11 protein-coding genes are annotated in these 13,091 nt (G+C 64.2%); 3 read left to right on the forward strand and 8 right to left on the reverse strand.

The genetic code is table 11. From position 1 onward, the window contains the following. Positions 1-27 precede the first annotated feature (27 nt). Entirely contained in the window at positions 28-399 is a 372-nt protein-coding gene (locus tag IAE37_RS02810; protein WP_201168817.1) for a COG4315 family predicted lipoprotein, read from the reverse strand. A 176-nt stretch (positions 400-575) separates the two neighbouring features. Here IAE37_RS02810 and phoB point away from each other — a divergent pair, with 176 nt between their 5' ends. The 3 genes from phoB to IAE37_RS02825 all read left to right on the forward strand — a co-directional run bounded on the left by phoB (position 576) and on the right by IAE37_RS02825 (position 4,113). Then, the gene (phoB, locus tag IAE37_RS02815) at positions 576-1,265 is read left to right on the forward strand and encodes a phosphate regulon transcriptional regulator PhoB (protein WP_133325506.1); all 690 of its coding nucleotides are present in this window, start codon (positions 576-578) and stop codon (positions 1,263-1,265) included. A gap of 48 nt (positions 1,266-1,313) precedes the next feature. Then, on the forward strand, positions 1,314-2,621 hold the full coding sequence (gene phoR, locus IAE37_RS02820; RefSeq protein WP_201168820.1) for a phosphate regulon sensor histidine kinase PhoR: 1,308 nt from the start codon (positions 1,314-1,316) through the stop codon (positions 2,619-2,621). Between the two features lie 151 nt (positions 2,622-2,772). Continuing rightward, complete coding sequence (locus tag IAE37_RS02825; RefSeq protein ID WP_201168822.1) at positions 2,773-4,113, forward strand: hemolysin family protein; 1,341 nt, start codon at positions 2,773-2,775, stop codon at positions 4,111-4,113. Between the two features lie 6 nt (positions 4,114-4,119). Here the strand turns inward: IAE37_RS02825 and IAE37_RS02830 are convergent, their stop codons facing one another. The 7 genes from IAE37_RS02830 to IAE37_RS02860 form a co-directional block, all read right to left on the reverse strand. After that, a complete protein-coding gene (locus tag IAE37_RS02830; RefSeq protein WP_201168825.1) occupies positions 4,120-4,761 on the reverse strand; it encodes a M23 family metallopeptidase in 642 nt (213 codons plus the stop codon). A gap of 150 nt (positions 4,762-4,911) precedes the next feature. Then, positions 4,912-5,808 carry a response regulator gene (locus tag IAE37_RS02835; RefSeq protein WP_201168827.1) on the reverse strand — a complete coding sequence of 299 codons (897 nt, stop codon included), beginning with the start codon at positions 5,806-5,808 and terminating at the stop codon, positions 4,912-4,914. A 162-nt stretch (positions 5,809-5,970) separates the two neighbouring features. Beyond that, positions 5,971-6,732, reverse strand: coding sequence for a phosphate signaling complex protein PhoU (phoU, locus tag IAE37_RS02840; RefSeq protein WP_201168831.1), 762 nt, complete (start codon positions 6,730-6,732; stop codon positions 5,971-5,973). Positions 6,733-6,910: 178 nt separating this feature from the next. After that, the gene (pstB, locus tag IAE37_RS02845; protein ID WP_201168833.1) at positions 6,911-7,744 is read right to left on the reverse strand and encodes a phosphate ABC transporter ATP-binding protein PstB; all 834 of its coding nucleotides are present in this window, start codon (positions 7,742-7,744) and stop codon (positions 6,911-6,913) included. 71 nt (positions 7,745-7,815) lie between these two features. Then, positions 7,816-9,486, reverse strand: coding sequence for a phosphate ABC transporter permease PstA (pstA, locus tag IAE37_RS02850; RefSeq protein ID WP_201168835.1), 1,671 nt, complete (start codon positions 9,484-9,486; stop codon positions 7,816-7,818). Positions 9,487-9,503: 17 nt separating this feature from the next. Next, positions 9,504-11,792 (reverse strand): ABC transporter permease subunit, encoded by a 2,289-nt coding sequence (locus tag IAE37_RS02855; protein ID WP_201168845.1) that lies wholly within the window; start codon positions 11,790-11,792, stop codon positions 9,504-9,506. A gap of 139 nt (positions 11,793-11,931) precedes the next feature. After that, entirely contained in the window at positions 11,932-12,930 is a 999-nt protein-coding gene (locus IAE37_RS02860) for a phosphate ABC transporter substrate-binding protein PstS (RefSeq protein WP_201168847.1), read from the reverse strand. Positions 12,931-13,091: the final 161 nt, after the last annotated feature.

Genomic DNA, 13,091 nt, shown 5'->3' on the forward strand with positions numbered 1-13,091 from the left:
TGGGGCCGCAAAGCGGCCCCGACAATCTCATGGTTTGGCAACGTGCCAAACGTCCTTCATGCCATCGCCAGTGGTGTCGCCGGCCTTCTTGTCTTTGACGAAGGTGTACAGCGGCTTGCCGTCATAGGCCCATTGCTTGGTGCCATCGTCGCGCATGACCGTGGTCCACTTGTCCTTGGGTGCTTCGTCATCGGCCTTGACCATCAGCGGCGGCCAGTTCTTGGCACACTCACCGTTACACATCGACTTGCCACCCGCGTCCTTGTCGAAGGTATAAAGCGTCATGCCATCGTGGTCGACCCACATGCCGTCCTTTTCCATGGCGTGGTGGGCGAACGCCGCCCCCGGTAGCGCGAATACAGCGGTTAGGGCCATCCAGCTCAGCGTATGTCGTGTCATTGGAATCACCGTGAATGCGTTGGGGGATCAGGGTTCAAGGCACTGCCTTGGTGGCCATTTGAAGCCTAGCCCAGTCATGGAATGTCGCCAGAACGGCCAACCCTCTGTCACACAGCTGCAATAATTCCGTTATCTAATGCGGGCCAAGACACGATATCCCAGGAGAGGTTTTGAGCATGGTTGGCAGGAACATTCTGATCGTCGACGACGAAGCGCCTATTCGCGAGATGATCGCCGTTGCGTTGGAAATGGCCGGCTATGACTGCCTGGAGGCCGAGAATTCCCAGCAGGCCCACGCGATCATCGTCGACCGCAAGCCCGACCTGATCCTGCTCGACTGGATGCTCCCGGGCACCTCGGGCATCGAGCTGGCACGCCGCCTCAAGCGCGACGAGCTGACCGGCGACATCCCGATCATCATGCTCACCGCCAAGGGTGAAGAGGACAACAAGATCCAAGGCCTGGAAGTCGGTGCCGACGACTACATCACCAAGCCCTTCTCGCCACGCGAGCTGGTGGCACGCCTGAAGGCCGTGCTACGCCGTACCGGCCCGAACGACAGCGAAGCGCCGATCGAAGTCGGCGGCCTGCTGCTCGACCCGATCAGCCACCGCGTGACCATCGACGGCAAGCCGGCCGAGATGGGCCCCACCGAATACCGCCTGTTGCAGTTCTTCATGACCCACCAGGAGCGCGCCTACACCCGTGGCCAGTTGCTCGACCAGGTGTGGGGCGGCAACGTCTACGTCGAGGAACGCACGGTCGACGTGCACATCCGTCGCCTGCGCAAAGCGCTGGGTGAAGTCTACGAAAATCTGGTACAAACCGTCCGGGGCACCGGCTACCGCTTCTCGACCAAGAGCTGATCGAGTACTCGAGCGCCAAGCTGCAAGCCGTTGTACAAGGACCGTCAATTGAACCAGAACTGGCACGCGACCCTGATTCGTCACCTGCTGCTGCTGATCACCGTCTGCCTGATCGGCGGCCTGGTCAGCGGTTACTACGGCTGGAGCCTGGCCATAGGCCTGGCGCTCTACCTGGGCTGGACCCTCAAGCAGCTGCTGCGCCTGCACCACTGGCTGCGCAACCATCAACCCGACGAAGCGCCCCCCGACGGCTATGGCCTGTGGGGCGAGGTGTTCGACAGCATCTACCACCTGCAACGCCGTGACCAACGCGTGCGCGGCCGCCTGCAGGCAGTGATCGACCGCGTACAGGAGTCCACCGCCGCGCTGCGTGACGCGGTGATCATGCTCGACAGCGACGGCAACCTGGAGTGGTGGAACCGCGCCGCGGAAACCCTGCTCGGCTTCAAGACCCCGCAAGACGGTGGCCAGCCGGTCACCAACCTGGTGCGCCACCCGCGCTTCAAGGAGTATTTCGAGGCCGAGAACTACCTCGAGCCGCTGGAAATCCCCTCGCCGATCAACGACCGCCTGCGCGTGCAGCTGCACATCACCCGCTACGGCAACAGCGAGCACCTGATGCTGGTGCGCGACGTCACCCGCATCCATCAGCTCGAGCAAATGCGCAAGGACTTCGTCGCCAACGTCTCCCACGAACTGCGCACCCCGCTGACGGTGATCACCGGCTACCTGGAAACCCTGCTGGACAATGTCGACGAGGTGAACCCGCGCTGGGCCCGGGCGCTGCAGCAGATGAGCCAGCAAGGCTCGCGCATGCAGACGCTGCTCAACGACCTGTTGCTGCTGGCCAAGCTCGAGGCTACCGACTACCCCTCGGACAACCAGCCGGTCACGGTCGACGCGTTGCTGCAGTCGATCAAGGGCGATGCCCAGGCACTGTCCGGCTCGCGCAACCAAAGCATCAGCCTGGAAGCAGCCCCCGGCGTGCGCCTGAAAGGCAGCGAGGCGGAACTGCGCAGTGCGTTTTCCAACCTGGTGTTCAACGCCGTCAAGTACACCCCCGACGAGGGCAGCATCCGCATTCGTTGGTGGAGCGACGAACAGGGCGCGCACCTGAGCGTGCAGGACTCGGGGATCGGCATCGATGCCAAGCACCTGCCGCGCCTTACCGAGCGTTTCTACCGGGTCGACTCCAGCCGCGCCTCCAATACCGGCGGCACCGGGCTGGGGCTGGCGATCGTCAAGCACGTGCTGCTGCGCCACCGTGGGCGCCTGGAGATCAGCAGCGTGCCAGGCCATGGCAGCACCTTTACCTGTCATTTTGCCCCAGCACAATTGGCCAACACCGGGGCGTGAGATTGGGGCTGCGTTGCAGCCCTTCGCGGGCAAGCCCGCTCCCACACTTGCCCGCGAAGGGCCTCAGCCGCTACATTGGATCCCTCGTGCCAGCAAGAGCTGGCACTTTTTTTCTCCCCTGACTGAAGACGGACCCCGTAAAAACTCCATCATGGACCCTTCCCCTAGTATCACCCTCGCCTCTGTTTTCGCCGATTTCGGCATGATCCTGTTTGCCTTGTTCCTGGTGCTGCTCAACGGCTTCTTCGTTGCCGCAGAGTTCGCCATGGTCAAGCTGCGCGCCACCCGCGTCGAATCCATCGCCGAACTGCACGGCTGGCGCGGCAGCATCCTGCGCAAGGTGCACAACCAGCTCGACGCCTACCTGTCGGCCTGCCAGCTCGGCATCACCCTCGCCTCCCTGGGCCTGGGCTGGGTCGGCGAACCGGCCTTCGCCCACCTGCTCGAGCCGCTGCTGGCCTACCTGGGCGTGGACACCCCCGAGCTGATCAAGGCGGTGTCGTTCTTCGTCGCGTTCTTCGTCATCTCCTACCTGCATATCGTGGTCGGCGAGCTGGCGCCCAAGTCGTGGGCGATCCGCAAGCCCGAGCTGCTGTCGCTGTGGACAGCGGTGCCGCTGTACCTGTTCTACTGGACCATGTACCCGGCCATCTACCTGCTCAACGCCAGCGCCAACGCCATCCTGCGCATCGCCGGCCAGGGCGAGCCCGGCCCGCACCACGAACACCACTACAGCCGTGAAGAGCTCAAGCTGATCCTGCACTCCAGCCGTGGCCAGGACCCAAGCGACCAGGGCATGCGCGTGCTGGCCTCGGCCGTGGAGATGGGCGAACTGGAAGTGGTCGACTGGGCGAACTCGCGCGAAGACATGGTCAGTATCGACGCCCATGCCCCGCTGCGGGACATCCTCGCCCTGATCCGTCGCCACAAGTTCAGCCGCTACCCGGTGTACGACGCCGAGCGCGAGGAATTCACCGGCCTGCTGCACATCAAGGACCTGCTGCTGGAACTGGCCGAGCTGGAGCACCTGCCGCAGACCGTCGACCTCGACGACCTGGCCCGCCCGCTGGAGCGAGTCTCTCGGCACATGCCGCTGGCTCAGTTGCTGGAGCAGTTCCGCAAGGGTGGCGCGCACTTCGTGCTGGTCGAGGAGGCCGACGGCAAGGTGATCGGCTACCTGACCATGGAAGACGTGCTGGAGGTGCTGGTCGGCGACATCCAGGACGAACACCGCAAGACCGAGCGCGGCATCCTCGCCTACCAACCCGGCAAGCTGCTGGTGCGCGGTGATACGCCGTTGTTCAAGGTCGAGCGCCTGCTCGGCATCGACCTCGACCACATCGAGGCGGAAACCCTGGCAGGGTTGGTCTACGAGACCCTCAAGCGGGTGCCCGAGGAAGAGGAAGTGCTGGAAGTCGAAGGCCTGCGGATCATCATCAAGAAGATGAAAGGGCCGAAGATCGTCCTGGCCAAGGTGCTCAAGCTCGACTGAGCACCGTCACGGGTTGCCGGCAGTGAAGTCCGGCAGGCCACCCAGCGGCCTGTCGAACTGGTAGGGGATCGACACGTAGTCTTCCCCTGCGCTGCGCTGGACCACGAAGTGCAGGTGCGGCCCGCTGCTGTTGCCGGTGTTACCCGACTTCGCCAGCGGCTGGCCGCGTACCACGCGCTGGCCCTTGCGCACCAGTACCGAGCCACGCTGCAGGTGCATGTAGCCGCCGTAGGTGCCGTCCGGGTGGCGGATCCTGATGAAATTGCCCGCCGGGTTGCCACGCCTGCCCCATTGCCGGTTCTCCACCTCCACCACCTCGCCTTCGCGCGCCGCGACGATCGGCGTGCCTTCGGGCATGGCGATGTCCATGGCGTAGCGGCCCTTGGGGCCACTGTGGCTGAAGCGGCCATTGGGCCCCTGGCTCAGACGAAACGGCCCGCCACGCCAGGGAAACGGGTAGCGGTAGGCATGCGGGAATGGCGCCAGGCCCGGGTCGCCCAGCACTGCCGCCCGGGCACCGGGGCTGGGGCGGTAGGAATAGGACATCACGCCGAAGGTGTCGGTGGTGGTGAAGACGGTCATGCCCAGGCTCGGCACCGAGGCCGTGAGCAAGGCACAGGACAGCAGCAGGCGGGCGGCGGCGGGCATGATAGTGGCTTTTTGACAGTGGCGATCTGTCGAAGCCTAGCAGCGCCTTGCCAGCGCGCTATGACAGTTGGTCGGTTACCCGCGAACACCGGCGCAGCCGGTGCCATCCACCGCGCTGGATTCTTCGCGGGTGAACCCGCTCCTACAGACTCAGGCGCCGGGGGTGAAGTGCTTCTGCGTGGTGCCACGGGCGATCAGGCGCGACAGGTAGTCGAGCTTCTGTGCATCCTGGTCGACGAACTTGAAGGTCAGTTGCAACCAGTCGCTCTCGGGCTTGGGCTCTAGCGCGGCGATGGCATGCAGGTAGCCGTTCAGGCGCGCCACCTCGGCGTTCTCGCCCTGCTCCAGGTCCAGCACCGCACCTTCGAGCACCTGCGGCAGCGCGGCGCTACGGCGCACCACCAGCAAGGCTTCCTTCAGGCTCAGGGCCTTGATCACGCAGGGCTGCGTGCCGCTGGCCAGGCGCAGCTGGCCTTGGCCACGGCCGGCCTGGGCCTGCGCGGCGGCGGTCTTGGGCGCCGGGGCGTTGATCAGCGGCTTGGCCGCGGTGGCAGGTGCAGCGACCTTGGCCGCCTCCGGCTTGCCGCCGGTCAGGGCGCTCAGCGAATCATTGGCGAAGGCCGAGTTGACCCGCGCCGGGCCACCGGCCACCAGGGCGTCGAGCTTGCCGATCTTGCTCAGGGCCTTCTTCACCTTGGTCAGCAGTTGCTCGTTGGTGAACGGCTTGCCGACGAAGTCGGAGACGCCGGCCTGAATGGCCTGGATCACGTTCTCCTTGTCGCCACGGCTGGTCACCATGATGAACTGCAGGGCTTTCATCTCTTCCTGCTGGCGGCACCAGCTCAGGAGTTCGAGGCCGGACATTTCTGGCATCTCCCAGTCGCACAGGACCAGGTCGAAACGTTCCTTGGCCAGCATGGCCATGGCTTTGCGGCCGTTGACCGCATCTTCGATCACCATGCCTGGGAAGGCATTGCGCAGGCACTTGCGGACCAGGTCGCGGATGAAGGGGGCATCATCCACAACCAGCACATTCACTTTACTCATCGATACTCCTCTTGATCCCGACTAGCATACCGCCGACTGATGGCAATTTGCCAAACCCTGCTCAGGCCGGGACCTCAGTGCTCGTTCGCGGGTGCCTGCTCAGTGCTCGACCGCAAACGAAAACGCCCGGCCAAGGCCGGGCGTTGATGCTCGGGAGCAACCTTATTTATCGTCCGGTTCGCCCGGAACATTAGCGTTTTCAGCCGCGGTGCCCTCGACCTCGGCCTTCATGCGCTTGAGGCCCATGTGGCGCACGTCGGTGCCACGGACCAGGTAAATCACCAGCTCCGAGATGTTGCGCGCATGGTCGCCGATCCGTTCCAGCGAACGCAGGACCCAGATCACGCTCAGCACCCGCGAGATCGAACGCGGGTCTTCCATCATGTAGGTCACCAGCTCGCGCAGGGCGGTCTTGTACTCGCGATCGATGGTCTTGTCGTACTGGGCCACCGACAGCGCCAGGTCGGCGTCGAAACGGGCGAACGCATCCAACGCGTCACGCACCATGTTGCGCACCTGGTCGCCAATGTGACGCACCTCGACGTAACCCCGTGGCGACTCGCCCTCCTCGCACAACTGGATGGCACGGCGGGCGATCTTGGTCGACTCGTCGCCGATGCGCTCGAGGTCGATCACCGACTTGGAGATGCTGATGATCAGCCGCAGGTCGGAGGCAGCCGGCTGGCGACGGGCGAGGATGCGCAGGCACTCCTCGTCGATGTTGCGCTCCATCTGGTTGATCTGCTCGTCGACCTCGCGCACCTGCTGGGCCAGGCCCGAGTCGGCTTCGATCAGCGCGGTGACGGCATCGTTGACCTGCTTCTCGACCAGGCCGCCCATGGCCAGGAGGTGGCTGCGCACCTCCTCCAGCTCGGCGTTGAACTGCTGGGAAATGTGGTGGGTAAGGCTTTCTTTGTTGATCATCGTTCGCTCCGCGAAGCTGCTGCCCGCTTCATTTGATTCGTCTCGTCCCGTGCATCGCGCTCCAGGTAGGAGCGGGTTTACCCGCGAACACCGGCCTGGCCGGTGCCAGGCAACGCGGCGCCTGCTTCGCGGGTGAACCCGCTCCTACAGGGGGCCAATGCGTTTGCGCAGAGCTCCGTTAGCCGTAACGACCGGTAATGTAGTCTTCTGTCTGCTTCTTCGCCGGGTTGGTGAACAGGGTGTCGGTATCCCCGAATTCGACCAGTTTGCCCATGTACATGAATGCGGTGTAGTCCGATACGCGAGCCGCCTGCTGCATGTTGTGGGTGACGATGACGATGGTGTACTTGGATTTCAGTTCGTAGATCAGCTCTTCGACCTTCAGCGTCGAGATCGGGTCCAGCGCCGAGCACGGTTCGTCGAGCAGCAGCACCTCGGGCTCCACGGCGATGGTCCGGGCGATCACCAGGCGCTGCTGCTGGCCGCCGGACAGGCCCAGGGCCGATTCATGCAGGCGGTCCTTGACCTCGTCCCACAACGCCGCGCCCTTGAGTGCCCATTCCACGGCTTCATCCAGCACGCGCTTCTTGTTGATGCCCTGGATGCGCAGGCCATAGACCACGTTCTCGTAGATGGTCTTGGGGAACGGGTTGGGCTTCTGGAACACCATGCCGACGCGACGACGCAGCTCGGCCACGTCCTCGCCCTTGCGGTAGATGTTGTTGCCATACAGGTTGATGGCACCTTTCACGCGGCAGCCATCGACCAGGTCGTTCATGCGGTTGAAGGTGCGCAGCAAGGTCGACTTGCCGCAACCGGACGGGCCGATGAACGCAGTCACGCGCTGCTTGGGGATGTTCATCTGCACATCGAACAGGGCTTGCTTGTCGCCATAGAACAGCGACAGGCCCGGCACTTCGATGGCCACGGTTTCCTCGGCCAGGCGCAGGCCCTGCTTGTCGCGACCCAGGGCAGACATGTCGATGCCGCGGGTGTGGGAATCTTGCTGCATGGTCAACTCCATACGCTATCTATTCGTTTCAAAGGGCCGTCCGGTATGCGACGGCGCGCTTGCAATCAGGTTCAGCTGTCGAGGGCCTTGTACTTCTCGCGCAGGTGGTTACGGATCCACACCGCCGAGAGGTTGAGGGTGGCGATCACCAGTACCAACAACAATGCGGTGGCGTACACCAGCGGTCGCGCGGCCTCGACGTTGGGGCTCTGGAAGCCGACGTCGTAGATGTGGAAGCCCAGGTGCATGATCTTCTGGTCCAGGTGCAGGTACGGGTAGTTGCCATCGAGCGGCAACGACGGCGCCAGCTTCACCACCCCCACCAGCATCAGCGGCGCCACTTCACCCGCAGCGCGGGCCACTGCGAGGATCATGCCGGTCATCATCGCCGGGCTGGCCATCGGCAGGACGATTTTCCACAGGGTCTCGGCCTTGGTCGCGCCCAGTGCCAGCGAGCCTTCGCGAATGGTCCGCGGAATGCGCGCCAGGCCTTCTTCGGTAGCCACGATCACCACCGGCACGGCCAGCAGCGCCAGGGTCAGCGACGCCCACAGCAGGCCAGGAGTGCCCAGGGTCGGCGCCGGCAGTGCCTCGGGGAAGAACAGCCGGTCGATCGAGCCGCCCAGCACGTAGACGAAGAAGCCCAGGCCGAACACGCCGTAGACGATCGCCGGCACCCCCGCCAGGTTGTTCACCGCAATGCGGATCAGGCGGGTCACCGGCCCCTGCCTGGCGTACTCGCGCAGGTACACCGCGGCCAGCACGCCGAACGGGGTGACGATCACGGCCATGATCAAGGTCATCATCACCGTACCGAAGATGGCCGGGAAGATACCGCCCTCGGTATTGGCTTCACGCGGGTCGTCACTGAGGAATTCCCAGACCTTGGCGAAGTAGGTGCCCAGCTTGGCGAAGGTGGACATGCCGTTCGGCTGGATGGCATGCACCACCTTGCTCAGGTTGATTTCCACCTCGCGGCCATTGCCGTCGCGGGCCACCAGGCTGTCGCGGGCGAAGTCCTGGTGCAGGCCCAGGAGGCGGTCCTCGATGGCTTTGTAGCGGCTGGTCAGCTCGGCCCGCTCGGCGTCCATGTCGGCCTGGGCGACGGCGTCCAGCTTGCCATCCAGCTCCAGCTTGCGGGCATGCAGACGCAGGCGCTCGAGGCCATGGTTGATGGCGCCGATGTCTTTCTTCTCCAGCTGCTGCAACTGGTCGTTGAGCTGGCTGGCCCGCTTGAGGCGGGCACGCAGCTCGCTCCAGGCGCCGGCGCCCTCGGCCACCACTCGGCCGTTTTCCTTGACGCTCACCAGGTAGCCGTAGAAGTTGCCCCACTCGCGGCGCTCCAGGGCCATCAGCTCGACCGGATGCTGTTCGTCCACCAGCCAGTCGCCCACCACCCAGGTGAAGTCGCTGCCGTTGAGGTCGCGGTTGCCGACCTTGACCAGCTCGCGGGTCATGAATTCCGGGCCTTCGTCCGGCACCGGCAAGCCGGCGCCCTTGAGCCGGGAACGGGGCACTTCTTCCTTCTGCACCACCTCGCCGATCACCACGTGGTCGGCCTGGCCCGGCACCTTGTAGGTGGCCTGGATCAGGTCGGCCGGCCAGAAGTGGCCCAGGCCGCGCACGGCGATCACCGCCAGCAGGCCCACGGTCATGATCACCGCCATGGCCACTGCGCCACCGCTGACCCAGACACCAGGTGCGCCGCTCTTGAACCAGCCCTTGAGGGAATCCTTTTTCACGGATCTCTACCTTTCTATCAAAGCGACGAGTATTTCTTGCGCAGACGCTGGCGAATCAGCTCGGCCAAGGTGTTCATGACGAAGGTGAACATCAGCAGCACGAGGGCGGCGAGGAACAGCACGCGATAGTGACTGCCGCCGACTTCCGATTCGGGCATTTCCACGGCCACGTTGGCGGCCAGGGTGCGCATGCCTTCGAACAGGTTCCACTCCATCACCGGGGTGTTGCCGGTGGCCATCAGCACGATCATGGTCTCGCCCACGGCGCGGCCCATGCCGATCATCAGCGCCGAGAAAATCCCCGGGCTGGCGGTGAGGATGACCACGCGGGTCAGGGTCTGCCAGGGGGTCGCGCCCAGCGCCAGCGAACCCAGGGTCAGGCTGCGCGGCACGCTGAACACGGCGTCCTCGGCGATCGAATAGATGTTCGGGATGACCGCGAAGCCCATGGCGATGCCCACCACCAGGGCGTTGCGCTGGTCGTAGGTGATGCCCAGGTCGTTGGTGATCCACAGGCGCATGTCGCCGCCGAAGAACCAGCTTTCCATGTGCGGGCTCAGGGTCAGCGCGAACCAGCCGGTGAACAGTATCACCGGGATCAGGATGGCCGCTTCCCAACCATCCGGCACGCGCAGGCGGATCGACTCGGGCAGGCGGCTCCAGGCGAAGCCGGCCAGGAGAATACCGAACGGCAGCAGCACGAACAGGCTGAACACACCAGGCAGGTGGCCTTCCAGGTACGGCGCCAGGAACAGGCCGGCGAAGAAGCCGAGGATCACCGTCGGCATCGCCTCCATCAGCTCGATCACCGGCTTGACCTTGCGGCGCATGCCCGGGGCCATGAAGTAGGCGGTGTAGATGGCTGCGGCGATGGCCAGCGGAGCCGCCAGGATCATCGCGTAGAACGCTGCCTTGAGGGTGCCGAAGGTCAGCGGCGACAGGCTCAGCTTGGGCTCGAAGTCGGTGTTCGAGGCAGTCGACTGCCAGACGTACTTGGGCTCGTCGTAGTTCTCGTACCAGACCTTGCCCCACAGCGCGCTGAAGGAGATTTCCGGGTGCGGGTTACGCAGGCTCAGCGGCAGCAGCTTGCCGCCTTGCTCGATGATGATGCGGTTGGCGCGCGGCGACAGGGCCAGCACGCCCGCGCCGTCGGCGACCGGTTCGACCAGCAGGGTGCGGTGCGCGGTGCTGTGGAACACGCCCAACTGGCCGGCGCTGTCGAGGGCGATGAAGCCCTTGCGGCGCTCTTCGGCGTCGATCTGCACGATCGGCGCCTTGCCCAGCTGGAAGGTGCGGATCTGCTTGAGGCGCGACTCGCCATCGGGGTCGCGGGCCATGAACCACTGGGCCAGACCGCCCTTGGAGTCGCCGATGATCAGCGAGATACCGCCCACCAGCTGGCCACTGGCGGTCACTTCGGTATCGGCGCTTTCAGACAACTTGTAGCGGCCATTGAGGCTCTTGTCGCGCAGGCTGAACACATCGGCGGTGGCGCGACCATTGATCACGTACAGCCACTGCTGACGCGGGTCGATGAAGATGTTCTTCACCACCTGGGTCATCTGCGGCAGCTCGATACGGTTCTGCTCGGTGGTGGTCTCGCCGGTCAGCATGTTCTCGCTGCTCGACAGCTGCAGTACCTGCAACTGGGCACCGGTAGAACCGGCCAGCACCAGGGTCTCGCCATTGAGGTTGACGCTGACGTGCTCGAGCGCACGGCCCTGCTCGTCGAGCACGAACGGCTGCTCACCGTACGGGTAGTCGATGCCGGGGGTGATGGTCTTCTTGTTGTCCGGGTAGGTGATCTTGTAGGTGTGGTGGAACACCAGCGCCTGGCCGTTGCTCAGGCCCAGCACCACCAACGGGCTACCCGGCTGGTCGGTGCCGATCGAGCTGACCTGGGTGCCCGCCGGCAGCGGCAGCCCGACACGCTTGAGCTCGGCCCCGCTCTTGGTATCGAAGAACACTGCCTGGCCCTTGTCCGACACACGCATGCCGACCAGGTTCTGCTCTTCCAGGGCGATCATCAGCGGCTTGCCGGCATCCTGCTGCAGCCAGGTCGGCTCCAGGACCTTCTTGCTGGTCAGTTCGGCGCCCTGGAACAACGGCAGTACCACGTAGGCCAGGTAGAAGAAGATCAGGGTGATGGCCGCCAGCACGCCCAGCCCGCCCACCAGTACGTACCAGCGGGTCAGGCGATCCTTGAGGGCACGCATGCGGCGCTTGCGTTGCAGCTCGGGGGTGTTGAAATCGATCCGCTCGGGCGGGGAATTATGGGTCATTGTGGAGTTGGCCAGATCATTCATGCGCACACCCTAGCGGTCCCGTATGACAAAAACATGACAAAGTGGTGACGCGACAAAGCCCGAGGCCCATATCACCTGGCCTCGGACTGAAAAATACCAGAAGGCGGCTGGCCTATTGCCGGCCGCCTTCTTCATTCATTTACTGCTTTGCAACGTTACCCGCGTGCGACAGGCCCAGGTCGGCCAGGGTCTTGTCGACCACCTTGGCCGGCAGTGGGATGTAGCCATCCTTCACCACGACCTGCTGACCAGCCTGCGACAGCACCAGCTTGACGAACTCGGCTTCCAGCGGGGCCAGCGGCTTGTTCGGCGCCTTGTTGACGTAGACGTACAGGAAGCGCGACAGCGGGTACGAACCGTTCAGGGCGTTGGCTTCGTTGTCTTCGACGAACTCGCCGCCTTCTTTCTTGGCCAGGGCCACGGTCTTCACGCTGGCAGTCTTGTAGCCGATCCCCGAATAGCCGATGCCGTTCAGCGAGGAACTGATCGACTGCACCACCGAGGCCGAGCCAGGTTGTTCGTTGACGTTGGCCTTGAAGTCACCTTTGCACAGGGCTTCTTCCTTGAAGTAGCCGTAGGTGCCCGATACCGAGTTGCGGCCGAACAGTTGCACCGGCTTGTTGGCCAGGTCGCCGGTCACGCCCAGGTCGCCCCAGGTCTTGACTTCGGCCTTGGCGCCGCACAGGCGGGTGGACGAGAAGATGGCATCGACCTGGGCCATGGTCAGGCCCTTGATCGGGTTATCCTTGTGCACGAACACGGCCAGGGCGTCGACGGCGACCGGGATGGCGGTCGGCTTGTAGCCGTACTTCTGCTCGAAGGCCTGCAGCTCGACGTCCTTCATCTTGCGGCTCATCGGGCCCAGGTTGGCGGTGCCTTCGGTCAGCGCGGGTGGCGCGGTGGAGGAGCCGGCCGCCTGGATCTGGATGTTTACGTTCGGATATTCCTTCTTGTAGGCCTCGGCCCACAAGGTCATCAGGTTCGCCAAGGTATCGGAACCGACGCTGGAGAGGTTGCCCGAAACACCGGTGGTCTTGGTGTAGGTCGGGATCGACGGGTCGACGGCGGCTACCGCGTTGGCGGTCGCAACGCCCACGGCAGCAAAGGTGAGGGCCGCCATCAAACGCTTCAGTTTCATGCCTTGCTCCTAGCAGGAATATGGGGTGTTGGATGGAACGGGGCCCAGTATCTGCAGGCCGCATGAATACGATATGTCCGCAATGTGACAATTGGATGAAAGGCCATCATCGGGATTCGAGGATGGCCTTTCGCGGCACAAGGCCGCTCAGGTGTCTGTTC

This window comes from Pseudomonas sp. S31, assembly GCF_016648105.1.
GTDB lineage: Bacteria > Pseudomonadota > Gammaproteobacteria > Pseudomonadales > Pseudomonadaceae > Aquipseudomonas.